The sequence below is a fragment of the Rhodococcus olei genome, assembly GCF_039540555.1.
Lineage (GTDB): Bacteria > Actinomycetota > Actinomycetes > Mycobacteriales > Mycobacteriaceae > Rhodococcus_G > Rhodococcus_G olei.
Genome location: NZ_BAABFB010000078.1, coordinates 1 through 17,031, shown reverse-complemented (window position 1 = coordinate 17,031; position 17,031 = coordinate 1). Strand labels below are relative to the sequence as shown.

The 17,031-nt window shown below is 68.3% G+C and carries 18 protein-coding genes; 14 read left to right on the top strand and 4 right to left on the bottom strand.

What is annotated here, in order from left to right:
• Window positions 1-20: 20 nt before the first annotated feature.
• The 7 genes from ABD951_RS27725 (at window position 21) to ABD951_RS27695 (ending at window position 9,435) form a co-directional block, all read left to right on the top strand.
• Complete coding sequence (locus ABD951_RS27725) at window positions 21-419, top strand: hypothetical protein (RefSeq protein ID WP_345353353.1); 399 nt, start codon at window positions 21-23, stop codon at window positions 417-419.
• Window positions 416-3,481 (top strand): ATP-binding protein, encoded by a 3,066-nt coding sequence (locus ABD951_RS27720; protein ID WP_345353351.1) that lies wholly within the window; start codon window positions 416-418, stop codon window positions 3,479-3,481. The genes ABD951_RS27725 and ABD951_RS27720 overlap by 4 nt, the downstream gene beginning before the upstream one ends.
• A complete protein-coding gene (locus ABD951_RS27715; RefSeq protein WP_425569980.1) occupies window positions 3,478-5,607 on the top strand; it encodes a hypothetical protein in 2,130 nt (709 codons plus the stop codon). Before ABD951_RS27720 ends, ABD951_RS27715 begins: the two co-directional genes overlap by 4 nt.
• On the top strand, window positions 5,607-6,449 hold the full coding sequence (locus tag ABD951_RS27710) for a hypothetical protein (protein ID WP_345353349.1): 843 nt from the start codon (window positions 5,607-5,609) through the stop codon (window positions 6,447-6,449). The genes ABD951_RS27715 and ABD951_RS27710 overlap by 1 nt, the downstream gene beginning before the upstream one ends.
• Window positions 6,446-8,008 carry a peptidoglycan DD-metalloendopeptidase family protein gene (locus ABD951_RS27705; protein ID WP_345353347.1) on the top strand — a complete coding sequence of 521 codons (1,563 nt, stop codon included), beginning with the start codon at window positions 6,446-6,448 and terminating at the stop codon, window positions 8,006-8,008. The genes ABD951_RS27710 and ABD951_RS27705 overlap by 4 nt, the downstream gene beginning before the upstream one ends.
• 232 nt (window positions 8,009-8,240) lie before the next feature.
• Window positions 8,241-8,837, top strand: a complete 597-nt coding sequence (locus ABD951_RS27700; RefSeq protein WP_345353345.1) for a hypothetical protein — start codon at window positions 8,241-8,243, stop codon at window positions 8,835-8,837.
• Between the two features lie 13 nt (window positions 8,838-8,850).
• Entirely contained in the window at window positions 8,851-9,435 is a 585-nt protein-coding gene (locus ABD951_RS27695) for a hypothetical protein (RefSeq protein ID WP_345353344.1), read from the top strand.
• A 180-nt stretch (window positions 9,436-9,615) separates the two neighbouring features.
• Here ABD951_RS27695 and pgfA read toward each other — a convergent pair whose 3' ends face one another.
• Both pgfA and ABD951_RS27685 read right to left on the bottom strand, forming a co-directional pair.
• On the bottom strand, window positions 9,616-10,650 hold the full coding sequence (pgfA, locus tag ABD951_RS27690) for a cell envelope lipid trafficking protein PgfA (RefSeq protein WP_345353342.1): 1,035 nt from the start codon (window positions 10,648-10,650) through the stop codon (window positions 9,616-9,618).
• A gap of 123 nt (window positions 10,651-10,773) precedes the next feature.
• A complete protein-coding gene (locus tag ABD951_RS27685; protein ID WP_345353340.1) occupies window positions 10,774-11,136 on the bottom strand; it encodes a hypothetical protein in 363 nt (120 codons plus the stop codon).
• Between ABD951_RS27685 and ABD951_RS27680 the strand changes: the two genes are divergently transcribed.
• From ABD951_RS27680 to ABD951_RS27670, 3 genes are all read left to right on the top strand, one after another.
• The gene (locus ABD951_RS27680) at window positions 11,128-11,277 is read left to right on the top strand and encodes a hypothetical protein (protein ID WP_345353338.1); all 150 of its coding nucleotides are present in this window, start codon (window positions 11,128-11,130) and stop codon (window positions 11,275-11,277) included. The two genes, ABD951_RS27685 and ABD951_RS27680, sit on opposite strands and share 9 nt — an antisense overlap.
• Window positions 11,278-11,387: 110 nt before the next feature.
• Window positions 11,388-12,359, top strand: coding sequence for a hypothetical protein (locus ABD951_RS27675; RefSeq protein WP_345353336.1), 972 nt, complete (start codon window positions 11,388-11,390; stop codon window positions 12,357-12,359).
• Complete coding sequence (locus tag ABD951_RS27670) at window positions 12,356-12,958, top strand: phosphatase PAP2 family protein (protein WP_345353334.1); 603 nt, start codon at window positions 12,356-12,358, stop codon at window positions 12,956-12,958. Before ABD951_RS27675 ends, ABD951_RS27670 begins: the two co-directional genes overlap by 4 nt.
• Here the strand turns inward: ABD951_RS27670 and ABD951_RS27665 are convergent.
• Both ABD951_RS27665 and ABD951_RS27660 read right to left on the bottom strand, forming a co-directional pair.
• The gene (locus ABD951_RS27665) at window positions 12,955-13,317 is read right to left on the bottom strand and encodes an XRE family transcriptional regulator (RefSeq protein ID WP_345353332.1); all 363 of its coding nucleotides are present in this window, start codon (window positions 13,315-13,317) and stop codon (window positions 12,955-12,957) included. The two genes, ABD951_RS27670 and ABD951_RS27665, sit on opposite strands and share 4 nt — an antisense overlap.
• A gap of 239 nt (window positions 13,318-13,556) precedes the next feature.
• The gene (locus ABD951_RS27660; protein ID WP_345353404.1) at window positions 13,557-13,988 is read right to left on the bottom strand and encodes a helix-turn-helix domain-containing protein; all 432 of its coding nucleotides are present in this window, start codon (window positions 13,986-13,988) and stop codon (window positions 13,557-13,559) included.
• A 282-nt stretch (window positions 13,989-14,270) separates the two neighbouring features.
• Between ABD951_RS27660 and ABD951_RS27655 the strand changes: the two genes are divergently transcribed.
• The 4 genes from ABD951_RS27655 to ABD951_RS27640 all read left to right on the top strand — a co-directional run bounded on the left by ABD951_RS27655 (window position 14,271) and on the right by ABD951_RS27640 (window position 17,017).
• A complete protein-coding gene (locus ABD951_RS27655) occupies window positions 14,271-15,056 on the top strand; it encodes a hypothetical protein (RefSeq protein WP_345353330.1) in 786 nt (261 codons plus the stop codon).
• Window positions 15,053-15,562, top strand: coding sequence for a hypothetical protein (locus ABD951_RS27650; protein ID WP_345353328.1), 510 nt, complete (start codon window positions 15,053-15,055; stop codon window positions 15,560-15,562). The genes ABD951_RS27655 and ABD951_RS27650 overlap by 4 nt, the downstream gene beginning before the upstream one ends.
• On the top strand, window positions 15,559-15,864 hold the full coding sequence (locus ABD951_RS27645) for a hypothetical protein (RefSeq protein ID WP_345353326.1): 306 nt from the start codon (window positions 15,559-15,561) through the stop codon (window positions 15,862-15,864). The genes ABD951_RS27650 and ABD951_RS27645 overlap by 4 nt, the downstream gene beginning before the upstream one ends.
• A gap of 400 nt (window positions 15,865-16,264) precedes the next feature.
• Complete coding sequence (locus ABD951_RS27640) at window positions 16,265-17,017, top strand: hypothetical protein (protein WP_345353324.1); 753 nt, start codon at window positions 16,265-16,267, stop codon at window positions 17,015-17,017.
• Window positions 17,018-17,031 lie beyond the last annotated feature (14 nt).

The window sequence follows — 17,031 nt, the reverse complement described above, 5'->3', positions numbered from 1 at the left end:
ACGCACGAAGGGAGCCGACCGTGATCGACAATGACGACCTGCTGCACCGGGTTGACCGCCACTACCTCGGCCCGACCGGCTTCACGTTCCCGTTCCGGCTTCGCTACGCCGCGTTCGGACTCGGTAGCGCCGTCTTCGTCACCGTCTTCGTCGTCGCCCGGGTGATCGTGCACGTGCCACTCGGATTCAGGTCGCTCGCGTTGATGGTCGTCATCACCGTCGTGCTGACGGCGAAGGTGACCAAGTACGTCAACGCGGATCGGACGATCCGGTCGGTGCTGCGGGCCGCGTGGAACGACCTCAACGCGCCGCGCCCGCCGAAGCCCGGACAGACCGTCGTGTTTCGTCTTCCCGCCCTCCCTCGCGCCGACCGCGGCGCTCATGCCCGCCCGCTGATCGACGAGGAGTCACCCCGATGAGCTTGCAGTCCGACAACGAGATCGCCGCGCTGTTCGATCCCAACTTCGACGACCCCGAGCCGCCGGTCCTCCCCCCTGGTGCGCTCCCGCCGTCGTGGGCGGCCGCGATGGCGGCCAACCGCGCCGCCGCCGCACCGATCGAGACCGGCCCGGTGCGAGAGCCGGAGTTGGCCTGGTCCCAGGCCCCCGCGCCCGCTCCCCTGTCGCCGGCGCCGGTGGCGGTCCCCGAGCCGGCGCAAGCGACCGAGCACGACGCGACGACCAGCGGTCGCGGCCGGCGGCGCACGCGCGGCCGGAAGGCCGGAAAGTCGGAACGGACACGGCAGATCAAGGCGGCGAAGAAGCGAGCCGACCGCGACCGCAAGGCCGTCCGTCTGGATCTGGTCGGGGTCGAGGGCAACGTCACCCGCACCCGCCGGCAGTCGACGGCGTGGTTCGTGCAGCCGCCGGGGCCGTGGAACATGCGCCCGGTCGGGCGGCAGCGCCGCTACATCCAACGCGAGGGCCTGGTGGTGGCGAACCTCGCCGAGGCGGGCGTGACGGGTCTGCACCGCAGGCTGGTGCGCACCCCGTGGCCGGTGCGCCAGTGGGCGCAGGCGCACGACGCGTGGGCGGATCCGATCCCGGACGTGCCGGGCGCGTTGTCGTGGGCGGACTACCTGCGCGGGCAGCAGCACGCGATGCTGTGGGGCAATCCGACGCAGAAGGGCCGCTACTGGGGCGTCGAGCTGCCGCCGCGGTCGGTGACCGCGCAGGGCCTCGACCTGGTGGGCCAGTGGCTGCTCCCGGTCGTCGACGCGCCGCTGCTCGGCACGTTCGCGCGGCTATGGCGCAAGTGGGCGCGCGATGCGTTCCTGGGCGAGCAGAAGGCGATCGCCGATCATCTCGCCACGATCGAGCGGCACCTGGCCGGCCAGGGCGTGAACGCGAAGCCCGCGACCGCCGCGCAGATGGACTACCTGTTGCTGCGCTCGGCGACGCTCGGGCTCCCGCTCGACGCGGACGGCGTCATCTCCGGTGGCGGCGACTGGGCGGAGTCCGACATCGCCGCGCTCGAAGACCTCACCAACCTCGAGCTGACCCCGGGCGACGGCTACACCACGGTCCGCGGGCAGGTCGGCGGCCGCGACTACACCGGGTACGCGATCGTGCTGACGGTCGGGCGTATGGCGCCGCTGCCGATCCCGGAGCGGATGCTGCCGTGGCAGGTGATCGGTGACCCGTCGGGCGAACCGCTCGAATGGTCCGAGCGGATCACGCTGAAGACCAAGAGCCAGACGCTGCACAGCCTGCGCCGCCTGACCTCGCGGATCGAGTCGCAGTTCGACCACTACACCGTCGAGCACGACGAGATTCCGCCGCAGGAGCTGGCCGAGCAGCACGCACGTGCGCAGCAGGTCATCTCCGACATCGAGGAGGACCACTCGGGGCTGTCGGTGCGCACCGAGGGCTGGTATCGGGTGCTCGTCGTCGGCGCGACCCCGGCGGAGGCGAAGGAGAAGGTCGCGCTGCTCCAGGAGATGTACGCGCCGCGCATCCGCCTCGAGCACGAGCACGGCCAGTACCAGTTGCTGCGGGAGTTCATCCCCGGTGAGCCGCTGGCGAACACCGCGCACTGCCGGCGGATGAACGTCGAGGCGCTGTCGGCCGGCATGGCCGCGGTCGGAGACCGGATCGGTGACCGCACCGGCGTCGTGATCGGGCAGACCGCGTCGATCGCCCCGCGCCCGGCGGTGTGGGATCTGTTCGCCGCGCACGAGAAGAAGCACAAGTCCGGACTGACCCCGATCGTCGCGGTCCCCGGCTCCGGCAAGACGTTCCTGGCCGGCATGCTCGTCTACCAGGCCGTGCGCGCCGGCGCCTACGGCGTCGTCCTCGATCCGTCCGGGCCGCTGAAGACGCTCGCGCAGCTCCCCGAGTTCCGCGGCATCGCCGAGGTGCAGGCGCTGACCGGTCGCACCTCGCGTCCAGGTTCGCTCAACCCGTATCGGGTGATCGTCGACCCGCGGCCGGGCGATCCGGAGTACGACCCGACGAGCGCGGACTACGCCGAGGACGCCGACCCGGTCGCGGCCGCGCAGGCCCAGTACGAGGCCGACATCCGGGCCGCCGAAGCCGAGCGGATCTCGGTGGCGGTCTCGGTGCTGAAGATGATGCTCGCCCCCACGCGCCTCGATCACGAGTGGACCGAGACGGTGCTCCAGACCGCGGCGAACACGGTCGGCGGCGGGCGGCACCACAACCTGCGGGAAGTCCTCGACGCCATCGCCGCGATCGGCGAGACCGACGCCAACGTGGACCTGCGCTCGTGCGCTAAGAGCGTGCACCAGGACCTGGCGATGATGGCCAACCTCGCCGAGGCCCGAGTGCTGTTCCCCGAGCAGGGCGCCGGATCGGAGGTCGACGACGACGGCGGCCGTGACGTGCGCCTGACCGTGCTGACGATGCCCGGCCTGCAACTGCCGCCGGAGGGCACGGACCCGTCGCAGTGGACGCCGCAGCAGCGCATGGCCTGCCCGCTGATGCACATGGCCGCGTGGATGGCGAACCGGCTCGTCTACGAGCTGCCGCGCTACGAACGCAAGATTCTGTTCCTCGACGAGAACAAGTACCTCGAGCAGACCGGCGCCGGCCGCACCCTGAACCTGCGGATCGCGCGCGACTCGCGCAAGTACAAGGTTCGCGCGCTCGTCTGCTCACAGCTCCCGGACGACTACCTCGGTGTCGACGGCACCGACGACAAGTCCGCGCTGACCTACGAGGTGATCATCGGTGATCTCGGCGGCAACGCGCACGCGATCGAGGGCGCGCTCAAGCTGCTGAACCTTCCGGTCGGCGAGGGCTACGAGGCGCTGCTGGCCGATCTCGGTGGCGGTGGCGAGGACACCCTCGACGAGGACACCGACACCGAGCACCTGGACCAGGCCCGCCGGTTCATCGTGAAGATGGCCGACGACATCGAACTGATCCGCTCGGACTGGACGCACTTCGTGCACCTGGCGCACGTGTTCGAGGCGTTGGACTCACGGGCCACCCGTGCGGTGATCGGTGGTGCCGCATGAGCCCGCAGCGGCCCCGCGCCGCGCTGGCAAACACTTCCGCCTCCCCGCGCCGTTTCGGGCGGCGTACGGGGCGCGTGGGGTGTGTTCTGGTGGTGTTGATGCTCGCGGCCGTGTCGTTCATCGCTCTCGGCGGTGGAGTTGCGGCGGCCGGCGGGTTCGACTGCAAGGACGTCCCGTCACCGGAGTTCCCGAACGAAGTCCTCGAGACCACCTTCGACTCGACCAGCGCGGACCGACCCACCACCGGCGGCACCGGGTATCAGACCTACGGGTGGGCCGGCCTGAAGTGGAACACCTACGACCTCGGGTGCGGTGCGGACCTGGTCCGCGCGCCGGGTGCGGTCGGTGACACCAGCCTGGGCAATGCGTTCCTGTCGATCGGCAAGTCGATGGCTGCCGCGGCGTTCTGGCTCGACGACCAGACCAAGACCGGCGAGCAGGCCCGGGAGGCCGGCGTCACGCCGGCTCTGGACCGGTTCGACCAGATCGTCTACTCGATCTCCAAGGGCATGCGCGCCGTCTACGGACAGTGGATCGGGATCGCGCTGGTCGTCGTCGCGGCGATGGTGCTGTGGAAGGCCCTCAACGCCGACACCGCCGGGGTCACCCGGACCACCGCGTTCGCGGCCGCGGGGCTCGCGTTCGGGGCGTTGATGGTCGGCGCGCCGCAGAAGGCGCTCCAGGTGTCCGACGAGATGTTCGGGTCGTTGATCACCGAGACGCAGGACCAGATTTTCGGGGTCACGTTCGGTGACGGACCGGATGCCGGCACGCTCGCCGGTGGCGGTACCGATCCGCGGAACGTGCTGATCGACAGGATTTTCCTGCCCGACTGGCGCAAGGGTTGGTTCGGCACCAACTACGACCCGGAGGACAGGGCCCGGCTCGGACCGGATCTGCGGGACTCGCTGGCGTTCACCTACGACCAGCAGCACGAGGTCAAGGACGATCCGAAGGCGCAGGCCGCGCTCGCCGAGGAGAAGGCCGACAAGTTCCGCGACATCGTCTCGAAGCTCGAGAGCGACTACCAGCTCTCCTACCACCAGTTCCAGGGCAAGGACTCGGGCCGCACCAGCACCGGCTTCATGGCCATGATCAAGCTCGCGATGCCGGCGCTGATGTGGATCGGCGCGTCCCTGCTGAAGCTGGTGGCGCTGCTCGCGATCCGGTTCGCGGTTCTGTTCTCGCCGCTGTGGATCCCGCTCGCGATCGCCTCCGGCGGATGGCTGACCCGGGTCATGCGGATGCTCGCCTCCGCCTACCTGTGGGGCGTGTTCGGCGCGGTCATCGTCGCGCTGTACCTGATGGCGCTGGTGCAGCTCTACGTCGTCGACAACGGCGGCGTCGACGGGTCGTGGCGGTTGTGGTTCATGGTGCTGCTGACCGTCGTGTGCTGGGCGATCATGCGCCCGTTCAAGCGGATGACCCAGACCTTCACCCAGAACTCGGCGAGCATGGTCAACCGCAAGGCCCGCAGCGCGAAGAAGTCGCTCAAGCGCAAGGCATTCGACGCCGCGAGCTTCGCTGTCGGCGGCCCGGCGCAGGCGGTCGCGGAGAAGGCGGTCGGCGCGGTCGCGCGGCGCCGGGGACGCGACGCAGAGGACCAGGCCGACGGCGCTGTGGCCACCCGACCCGAGGGGCGGGCGCTGAACAACCGCCGCCAGCAGGCACTCTCGGAATCCCGGGCCGCGGCACGCAAGACGCAGGCGCTCAGTCGTGCCGGGCGTATGGGGCAGGCGGCCGGCGCCGCGGCCGAGCGGGACGCGCGTATCGCCGGCATCGCGGCGGTCGCGAGCCGGGAGGTGGCCGGCGGCAAGGGTGGTGTCAGCGGCAAGGACGCCGGGCACGCCGTCCGGTCCGGTGCAGCTGCGTGGCGGCGGTTCGACAAGGACGAGGCCGACAAGGTGGTCCAGGAGCGTCGGGCCCGCAAGGAACTGCTCACCGCGAGCGTCGGGCAGCGCTGGGACGGCGGCGACCGGTCGGCCATCGCGCCGATGAGGGTCTACACCCCCTGCCGTGACCGGGCGTCGGCGACGATCACGCGCGGTTCGCAGCTCATGCCGGCCGATCGCCGGGTGTGGGCGGCCGCGACCTCGACCTCACACGCGAAGGACCGGTACAGCTGATGTCGTCGTCCGGACCCAACCCCGTCCTCGCTCCGGTTCGCCGGTGGGTGCTCTACTCCCGCACCAACCTGGCGATCGCCGTGGCCGGTTCCGTGGCGGTGCTGTTCGTCGCCGGCGCCGTGTTCGGTGAGGATCCGCAGCCGCAGGCCGCGGCCCACGCGGCGCCGGCGGCCATCGCGCCGGCGGCCATCGCGCCGGCGGCATCCGCCGAGACGGTCCGCTACGACCTCGACGAGGTCAGCGAATCGCAGGTAGTCGCGAAGACCGCGGACTGGGTGGACGGCAGCGCACCGGCCACCGCGATGGCCTACGCGCACGCCTTCGTCGACACCACCGCCTCGGACACGAAGTGGGCCAGCGCCGTCGGCCGCTACACCTCGCGAGCGCCGGGTGAGGACGTGGTCGCGGCCCGGCCGCGGACACCGGTGGTCATCACCGGGCCGACCTCGAGCACTCGCTCCGACAGCCCCGACGGCCGGCCGGGCGCGCGGGTGACCGTCCCGACCCAGGCCGGGGACCTGCGGATCTCGCTCACCGTCGACGTGGTCGCCGGCGGGAAGCGGTTTACGGTCGACGCTCCCCTTCCCACCCTCGATCTGACCGAGGTGGCGAAGACCGCGCCGGCACCCGCCACGACAGCGCAGCGCGCCCCGGCGGCGACGACCACCGCGGCGGAGCCGACACGCTCCCCCGCCCCGGCGACCTCCACCACGGCGGTCCCCGGACCGACGCTCGACCTGGACGACCCGGCACCGACGACGAACCGGCAGGCCGATCCCGTCCCGGTTCCCGGACCGATCCCGATCCCCGAACTCGACACCCCGATCCCGGGGGAACGGTGAGGATCGGCGGCACCTGGCGGGCGCTGCTGCTCGCCGGCGCCGCCGCCATCGCCCTTGGCACCGCGGCGTGTTCGATGGGCGCGCCGGTCATCCCGCGTGACCCCTGCCGCAACGTCCCCGGTGAGAACAGCGGATCGAGCGCCACCACCGACGACCTGAAGCTGGCCGCGGCCGGACCGATCCGGCTGCCCGTCGAGTCCGGGACCACGTCGTACACCTCCGGATTCGGGGAACGGTGGGGAACCCAGCACCAGGGCGTCGACCTCGCCGGCCCGGTCGGGACGAAGATCCTCGCCGCGCTCGACGGCCGAGTCGTCCAGTCCGGTCCGGCCAGCGGATTCGGGAATTGGATCGTCATCGACTCGAACGTCGATGGACAGCCCGTCAGCACCGTCTACGGGCACATGTTCGACAACGGCCTGAAGGTCAAGGCCGGCCAGATGGTCAAGGCCGGCGACCACATCGCCGACATCGGCAACAGCGGTCAGTCCACCGGCCCCCACCTGCATTTCGAGTATTGGCAGGGCGGCCGGTTGCAGGGCGGCACCGCCATCGACCCCGTCACCGTCCTGCCCGACGTCTCACGGCAGCACGGATCCGGCGGCGGCACCCTCGAGTCGAACACCGGCGCGGTCCAGCTGGTCGCCTCGGTCCGCTCCACGGCGGACTGCGCCGGGTTCGGCACAGCCGGAGGAGGCGAGCTGGCGTTCGGGGTCGTGCCGGCGGCATTCGAGCCGTGGCTGCGGCGCGCCGGCGGGGTGTGCCCGGAGATCGACTCCCCGCTGCTGGCCGCGCAGCTCAAGCAGGAAAACGGATTCCGCTACGGGGCGAACGCTCCTGTCTCGCCCGTCGGTGCGCTCGGACCTGCGCAGTTCATGCCCGGAACCTGGGCGACCTGGGGCAAGGACTACGACGGCGACGGGAAGGCCGACCCAAACTCGATCGGCGACGCGGTGATGTCGCAGGCGCACTTCATGTGCGCGCTCTACCAGAATGTCTCGTCGATCCCAGGGGAACCGGTCGCGCTGACGCTCGCCGCGTACAACGCAGGCCCGGGAGCGGTCCAGGCGCACCGCGGCGTCCCACCGTACGCGGAGACACAGAACTACGTCGCCAAGATCACCGCCGGCCGGGCGGAGTTCGCCAACCCCAACGCCCTCGGGCGGTTCATCCCGAACGCCACTGGCGGCAGCGGCCAAGTCGTCACGGCCGCACGCGAATACCTCGGCACCCCGTACGTGTGGGGCGGCGGCGGTGTGGCCGGCCCGTCGAGCGGCGGGTTCGACTGCTCGGGCCTTACCTCGTACGCGGTGCACGCAGCAACCGCCGGCCGCGTCTCCCTGCCCCGGACGTCCGAGGAGCAGTGGACCGTCGGCGCCGAGATCCCGATCGACCAGGCCCGACCCGGCGACCTCGTCTTCGGAGCCTGGGGACCGAACGGGCCCGGCCACGTGGGGATCTACGCCGGCGGGGGCCAGATGGTCCACGCCCCCACCACCGGGGATGTCGTCAAACAGGCCCCGCTCCAAGCAGGACTGAAGGCCCGCCGCATGGTGTAGGGGACGTGTCACCTATGCAGGTGGAGAGGCATTTTCAGGAGGGCGGGGCGCAGGTGTCCACCTCACCCCTGCCCCTGCCTGCCGTCGCCGGCCGAGCGCGGGACCAACCTCGCCGCGGTCGGCACGGCGCGGCGGACCGCCCGACCGGACGACGACCACCCGTTCGGCGTATCCGGGACATGCCACTTATCCTGTTCAGCCGCCCAATCCTGGGGCGTGGGAGGGAGATTCAATGAGGGCACGCACACTCGCCATCGCGGCACTGATGGTTGCCGGTTTCGGGTTCCTGGCCTACTCCTGTTCCTCCCGGACCGACGGCGCCGACGGCGCCGACGGACCAAGGCACAGCCTGGTGTCGGCCGCTCCCAGCGCGTCCACAGCGCCGACCCCCGCCCCGCCAGTGGATCCTGCCGCAGCAAAGCCGCCGGCAGCCAGCCGCGCCGCCGAGGAAGCCGCCCGACAGGGGCTGACGGTGGTGTTCACCTGGTATCCGGCCACCGACGCCACCCAGCAGGACGCATACGGGCGGGCCCGAAACTGGCTGACCGGCAAGCTCGCGGACCGGATGATCATCGCCGCGGCGACCGAGCGCGGCCCGGGCGTGCAGTGGTCGCAGTGGGCGCAGCAGGGCGCCAAGGTCATCGCCGACGTGAGCATCGGGTGCTCGGGCTGCCCCGATGACACCGACACCACCGTGTCGCGCGTCGCCACCGTCACGCAGACCGCGGTCACCGCCGACGGCACCGATACGGTCAAGCCCGACACCACGGTGTGGGTCACCGTCGTTCGAGAGGGCGACCGCTGGCTCATCGACGACATCCGCTACTGACCACGGAGAACCCATGACCCGCAAGAGCATCACCGCAGCATTTACCACAGCTGCTCTCGCAGTCGTCCTGACCGGATGCAGTAGCGACGAGCCCGACGCCCCGCCCACAAGCGCCGCGACCTCCACCGCCACACCATCTGCATTCGGCGTTGACACAATCAGCGACCTTGGCGCCAAGATCGAGCGCGACAATGCGACGGCGATCGTCGAGACCGTGGAACAACGTCGAGGATCGCCGGACCAGGCGCTAGCGGCCTTGCTCGCGTCCGAAGCCGAGACCGGCTGGACGTCCGGGCTGCCGATGGCCCCGCCGACAACCAACATCCGGGACATTTTCGGCTGGCGACTGAGGTACAACCTTCCAGCCGATTCGACCGACGCCGTACGGGCCGCCACGAACACGTTCATGGACAACGCCGCCGCGGTGACCGTCAGCGCGAGCGATCCGGTCTCCTACGCCCTCGCCGCCCAGCACGCGGATCGCCGCGGCTACGACGAGAAGGAGCACTTCCACCGGAAGGGCGAGACGGCTGCCGGCGAGTACGCCGCGGCGCTCCCCAAGGCCCAGGCGGCCTACGCCGAGCTCCGCCGCCCCTAGTGGCGCGAGGGGACGTGTCATTTGACCTGGTTAAGGGATACCTCCGGGAACAAACCCGGATTGCGGTACAACGACGGAACGCCCGCTCCGAATGGGCGCTTTCACGCGGTCGTCGCAACACTCTCGATGTGGGAGGTTGCGGCGACCGTGTCGGAGTGGGCGTTCTGTCTTGGCGAGGGCTCAGTCCACGGCGACGAGTTCGGGTTCCGTAGACGCCTCGGGTTGCAGGACTGGCGTTTCGCGGCGCCGACCCGTCACACCGAGGTAGATGCCTCCAGCGAGGAGGAGAACTCCGGTCACGGCTCCCATGATCGGGCCGTAGACGGTGCCCCACTGGATGAGCCTCCGGTACTTGTTCGCGAACGCGACCTGCTCACTCTGTGTCTGGGTGTCGAGTTTCGGTGCAACGTCGATGATCGTCACCGAGTTCGGATCATCGACTGCGGTACCGAAATACTGGTGGTAGTGCTGCCGCACCTGGACGACGGCCCCCGATGTCGGCTCGACCCACAGGTCGCGGGTGATGCCGTAGAAACGCTTCATCGTGACCGGCTGCGCGCCGGCCCTTCCCCAGGTCGATGCGGGCAGGGTGATCGTGCCGCTGATCAGGGTCGGTGCGATCTCCTGGTGGAACTGGTACACCGGCAGACCCTCAAGCTCGGTTTCGCCGACGAAGTCGACGTCGTGGCTCGCCCGCAGGGTGGTGTCGAAGTAAGGGTAGGACCACTTCTGGGTGTCGAAGGGGAACTTGAACTGGAGGCCGTCGTGGACGACCGGGTCGCCGGGCTTGTCGATCGACGACTGAATGGACCCTGCCGGCTCCTCGACAGCGAGCCCGGTACGCCTGTTGACGGTCGACCGGTCGACGCTCGCGTTGACGATCGCGGTGGGACCCGTTCGATCGTCGCGGGTCATCTTGACCGTGGACTGCAACGTCACGACATCAACGTCGGACGGGTCCTGAACGGTGACGAGCTGATTGATTGTGACCGGCACGTCATGATCGATGATCAGCTTGCCCTTAGCGAGCGCGGCCGCGTCGAGCAGGACGGCGGACCCGGTGGATACGGTGTCGGCCTCGATGCTCAGTGGGATCTTCACCAGGCGTTCCGCAGCGTAGGTGGGCGCGAGTGCACTGGCCGTCAGCAGGAAGGTTCCTGCCACGATCGCTGCACAGGCAGTACCGCGGCGAGATGGGCGGGTGCTGATAGACATTCGGTCGAGCGTAGTCGGTTCAGTGAATGACATCGCAGGTCCCCTTGAGGCCCGGGGGACTCGTGTGCGCGCCTCCTTGTCGGCCGATTACGGTTACCTGTCGGCACCTCGGGGGGATGCCGGTCAGGAGGCTTGGAAGTGGCAGACAAGGCAGAAGTGGCACGCGCCGTCGATCACCTGTTCCGCATCGCGGAGGGTGACGAAGCTCGATCGTTGGTAGGTATGGCCGATGCCCTCGCACGCGACCGCGGGCGCCCCCTGGTGGTCTGCGAAGGCATCGACTTGCCGTCCGGAGTGTTCGGGCAGTGGGTCCGGCATCCCGATCACGACGAAGTGCGCTACGCAACGTGGGTCCATGCACGGGAACGAACCATCGCCCACGAACTCGGCCACATCGCGTTGGGGCACGTCGGAAGACCCGCGATCGACCTCGCGCTCGACCACCTCCCGCCAGACCGACACGATCTCGCGGTCTTGATGCTGCAACGCGACTGCATCGAGGCGCAGTCGACGGAGGAGTCCGACGCCGAGGCGTTCGGGAGCCTGCTGCTCCGCCGACTGAACGGCAGCAGCCGGACCAACCGCAGCCCCGCGATCAGGTCTCGACTCGACGAGGCGCTCGGGTGATCACTGCACTGGCCTCGGCACTCTTGGCGGTAGCGGCGGCGACTCGGTTGTACCGGTGGTGGTTTCACCGCTCCCTGACTCTTGCGGGAGCATTTATCGTTCTCGCCTGCATGTCGCTGCACATGCTCCTCAACATCAAGTCCGTCGAAGTGACTGTTCGCGATACCTTCGGCGACAGCATGCCCGGCTCGCTGAAAATGCTCTTGGTCTGCGGGATCTGCGTCGGCACGGCAATCGTGTTCACGGACGTGACGAGCAAGGCCGGCCAACGTCGAATCCTGATCCGCACTCACGTGTCGCTCTCGCTGTTCACGGCCGCCCTGTCGTTCGTCTTCTTCTTCAGTACGCCGTGGCCGGCTCACGTGGACAACATCACGTTCGACAACGAGTACGCATTCCTCCCCGGCTACGCCGAGGGATTGATGTTGGGAATGACCTATCCATTCCTGCTGTGCCTGATGGTGACGACCGTGGTTATCGTCCAGGCGGATTGGCAGACACTGACCGGCCGCGCACTGTTGCTGATCTGCCCCGGAGCTGCGCTTCTCACCGCCTACGCAGCGCTGCGAATCGGGTATCTCTTCGCGGCGCGCTATGGCCTCATGGAGCCCACCCCGACGCCCTTCGCGATCTCCCGGGTTCTCGCTGTGTCCGGCGTCTTGTTCCTCGCTGCCGGAGTGCTCGGGGCCCTGGCATTGAACTGGCTCGGCGCCAGGTCCGCGTTCCAGCAGTTCACCGCGCTTCGGGACGAGCTGCTGGAACGGTGGCCAGGAGCGGAGCGAGAGTCGAAGCCCGGCAGCAGCACAGCCGAACAAGTCGACGACCGCGCCGCCGAGGTGCTTGACGCACTCAGCCTCGAGGTCGACCACAGCGACCTTCCGGGCGGCGAACCACTCCCCCCCGAGGTCGCGGCCGCAGCGATCGCGGACTGGCTCGTCACAGGCCGGATCACGGACGGTTTGGGGTACAACAGCTTCTTTCCCGACGCCCAGACGACCGACACCGCGTGGGCGGGTGTGTTGGGCAAGGCGTACCAGGGTGCACTCGACGAGAACGAACGAAAGATGGTTGCAGGACAATGACGAACACCGACGTGCAGGACCGACACACCACCCTCGACCGCGCCGCGCGCGTACTCACCGAAGTCGGAGCACCGTGGGTTATCAACATCGTGACGTCGATGATCATCGGCGTCGCGATCGGTGCCCCGGGTTGGGGTGTGTTCGTCGCAGTGTGCGCGGGGGTTGTCCCGATGGCCGTCATCCTGGCCGGTATGCGCCGGCAGAAGATCGGCGATCACCATGTCACCAAGATCAACGAGCGGCACCTGTTGATTGTTGTGCTGCTGGCGGTGACCGTCGGCGCTCTGGTCGTCCAGATCGCCGCTCACGCGCCGATCGAGATGATCGCGTTCCTGTCGGCGGGCCTGGTCGCACTGATGGTTGCAGCCGTCATCACGAGCATCTTCCACTGGAAAGTCAGCGTCCACACCGGTGTATCGGCAGGCGTGACTGTGGTGCTCGCCCTGGCGTTGTCACCGTGGTGGCTGCTGGCCCTGATCTTCACGCCGCTCGTGGGTTGGTCCCGGGTCCATCTCGGTGACCACACGAAGGGGCAGGTCGTCGTCGGTGCGATCGCAGGAGCTGCCGCAGCCGGCCTTGCCTACGCGCTAATCGCCTAGGACAGGTCTTCGCGGTTGGCCAGCTTGCGGAACGGATCATAGGTGCGCGCCGCGACCTGTCCGTCCTGCGAGTCGCGCAGATTCTGAATCCATGCAATCTGCTGCTTGATCTCTTCGTAGGTCTCTTCGTCGCCGAAGAAATCCATCGGCACGCGGAAGACCCCACAGATGTCTCGGACCGTCTCCACACCGGGTGACGTGCGCTTACCGTTGAGCAGCTGCGACATGTAACCCGTGGTCATCTTGCTGCCGCTGAGTCGGAGCATGTCCACGACTTCGGTTTGGGTGTAGGGGCCACGACCCTTTGGGTGGACCGTGTCGAAGAGGTACCGAAGCCGTTCGGCGAAGCTGGTGCTCACCTGTCCTCCCGACCTCTACGTCGCTACCTCTGCCTGTAGACGCGGCACCCCCACGCTGTCAACCCATACTGTCAATTGCATGGATTGATTGCAACTTGCGATCGCAAGTTCGTGGTTTTACGCTGACCTGGTTCGAAGCTGGGGCAACGATCGGGGAGGGTGCAGCCTTGCAGGATCACACAGAGGCCCGTTCACCGCTGGCCGAATCCCCCACCCGTCGGATCGCCTGGCGTACGACCTCAGGCGGGGGCGCCCGCCGGCCTATTTCGCGCCCGCTCGTAGCTGGCACGCAGCTCGCTCTCCGGAATCTCGAGCGCAGCAGCCAGCTTTACCGCGACATTGCCGGAAAGCGAGATGACTCCGCGTTCGACACTGCTGACTATCTGCGTGGCGACGCCCGCTTTCGCCCCCAGTTGAGGCTGCGTGAGCCCCAGAAGCACGCGCCAATCTCCCGGGTAGCGCTCACCTTCCGGGATGTGCACGACATCAGCGATTTCCACACCCAGAGCGCCGGTCACTTTGGCGAGCAGGTCGACCTGGGGGGAGCTTTCGCCCTGCTCCCATCGCCGAATCGTGTCGGCGCCGACTCGTGCGACGCGGGCCGCCTCCACTTGCGAGATGCCAGCAGCACGACGCGCAGCGCGCAGGGAATCGGGACTGAACCCGCGCATGATTCGTCGGCTCACGGACCGAGCCCTACCGGAGAAGTCTTCATCGCTAGACACTGTGCAGTCCTCTCGATACGATGCGCACATCTGAGTGTGATTAAACAAGTATGAATAGATGAGGAGAACAGGGTGTGGTGAATGGGTGACGGAAAGCGAACGGTCCCCCAGCTGTTAGCGCAGCTGAGGGACCGTCTCGGTAGCAAGTCGACTGTTAGCGCAGTCGAACAAGCCTTGAGACCAAACGGGTTAGCGGCCCGCGGTCTCGATTGCAGATTGGAGCCTGCGATGAACACGTTAGTTGGCACTGGCGCATTGCGCCTAACGACTGCTCGATCCCATGCCGGGACGAAGCCGGCAACTCGCGATCGCATCGCCGATGCGCAACGCCGCGCGGTCCTGGCCCACCACCTTCCGAACCGCGACAGCACGTCCTGCACTGTCTGCTCGTTCGTCTACACCACGAAGCATCCGTTATGCCCTGCCGTCGCTGACGCTCTCCGTGAGCTGTCCGACGGCCGCGGCCGGCCCAACTCCTCGTGGCAGCCTCTCGCCGGTCACTCGACCGAACGCCTCCACACGATGGCGCGCGAGCACACCGGCGAGGGGCGCTGCCGACGGTGCGGCTTCATCTACTCCGGCCAGGTCCGTACATGCCCGCCCGCTCGACGGATCGCTGCTCTGCTCGAGGCCCGCGGCAAGACGCCACTGACCCAGGACCGCGCAGGCCAGGGCCTGTGCGCAGGAAAGGCCGAGGGGTGGCTCGTCACTGGAAACGAGCCCGCACCCTGGAAGCGCGCAATGGCCGCGTGCACGGTGTGCCCGCTGCTCGAAAAGTGCGAGGAGAGCCTGAACGCAAGGCTCGCAGCCGGCGAGAAGATCAGCGAACAGGTACATGCTGGGCGCCTCTTCACCACCACAGGACGTGAGGTCGCCCCCGCCGACATCGACCAGTTCGCGGTCAATCGCGGCAGGACGAAGAAAGAGAAGAAGACGGCCGCCGTGTCAGCTCCGGCACCGACACTCGTCACCGCGCCCCGGCAACTCGCACTCTTCGAGAAGGTGGCCGCATGATGCCTGCGAACGAGGGGCAAAGCATGCTCAACGCCCTGGTCCACGGTCTCACCGAACCGCCCGCGAGCGACGCCTACCCTGCCGCGGACCGCTGGGGTTGGTTCGCTGACCTCTACACCGACCCGACGTGGGGCCTGACGGCCGCGGTCCCCGAGTTCCCCCGGATTGCGGCCGAGCAGATCGCCGCCGCGTGCCGGGCGGCGGCCGACGAGTCGGCGACGGTCGAGCAGTGGCAGGCCATCAAAACACTCGCGATGGCCGGACTGGCCGTGGACCAGCAGCCCCGCAGCCTCACCTCGGCCTGGTCCGTGGTCGCCGACACCTGCACCGACGCGATCGACCACCTCGACGGCGTCGACTTCGGTGGACTCGAGGCCGTCCTCGGTTTCGCCGAGGCGATCTTCCACCGGTACCCGTACCCGGATCCGAGCGCGGCGATCTTCATCAACGGCGCCCTCAACGCGTGGGGCCGCCAGCTCGATCCGTCCGTTCGGAGTGCCGCATGACCATACCGATCGCATCGGACCGCGAAGGCCGCGAGTGGGCGCTCCTCGCGGTGCACGGCGCCTTGCGTTGTCGTCTCGTCAGCGGTACCGCGACTCCGGCCGTAATGGACCTGACCGATCTTGTCGACGTGTACGGGCCGCTGACCATGTCCTCCACCCGCCCCGCTGTCACCGGCGGGTTCGCGACGCTGATCGACACCGTCGACCTCGTCGCCGCAGATCCGGAAACAGCCACGGTCGAACAGATCGACCAGGTCGCCGCATTCGCGAAGTCGATTGTCCAGCCAACGAATCGTGCATGACCGCCTGCACACCGCTGGTTGCTCGCATGCGCGCCCTGGTGATGCGCCGAGGTACACGAGGGGTGCCGACGTGGGTCTACCGATAGCGGAGAGGCGCCAGTGACTGGGTGATCGGGACCGATCGACCTCATAGCCAACTACACAGCGCAGTACCTCAAAAGTTAAACCCCCAGATGGGGGTGGGTTCAAGTCAGAGAATCCGTTGGGAGAGTTTGGCGACCTTCCCCCGCTGAGGGCGATCGTCTCGGTAGGACGGTCACTCCTCTGAGGTGAGTGGAAGAAGTTGGCGCTTCTTCGACTCGGTACTGCATTCCCCGAAGGGACTACCTTGCACGGTACGTCTCAGGGTAACGCACACCCTGAAAACAGCTCAAACGTACAGACTTCCGCCACCTCCGGCGTGTCGCCCGAGGTCAGCGATACCACCCCAGCCCTGCAGCAGCCGTTCGCGGACAGCGAGTGGGAGGAAATCGTCGCCGCAGCAGTTGCCGCCGTCGCCGCGATCGAGGCAGCCCAGGCGCAGGACACCGCCACGGACCCGCTGGCCGAGGCCGCCATCGCCGAGATGCTGGAGGCACAGCCCGCTGGCGCCCGCACGTTCTCGTTACCGATCGCTCCCGGCGCTTCCGCGTGCGTGCTGACGTGGCACAGCCGCAGGTACTGGCTCACGCTCTGCGAGTGGGTCGTCACCCACACCGATCGCGGTCGCAGTGCGCTGAAGAAGGCCGGAATCGCCGCCGCCACCTTCGTTCGGGGATGCGCCGCGCATGCCGAGTTCGCGGAGTCTGCCACCGGTCGCCGCATGTCGGCGTCCCTGGACACCCTCGTCGGTCGATCCGGACTGTCAGTGGATCAGATCAAGCGGTGCCGGCGCGCACTGAAGGCCCTCGAACTCGGCGTCGAGCAGGCCCGAGGAAAGCTCCTCAACAGTCTCGAGCGTGAAGCGGCGGCCCGGCACTACGAGCAGGTCCACGGACAATCACCTGCGCAGCCTCAGCGTGGCGCTGCGAGCGTGTGGACGCTGTCCGCACCCCAATGGGCCACTGAGGCCATGCCCATGCCAGAGAAAGCGCCTAGGCCCCGACGTCGGCCAGCGCAGAGCAATGATCAGAACCTGTGGATCCCCGGGAGGGCGTGCCTTCCCGGAAGATGATCTGCGAGGAATCC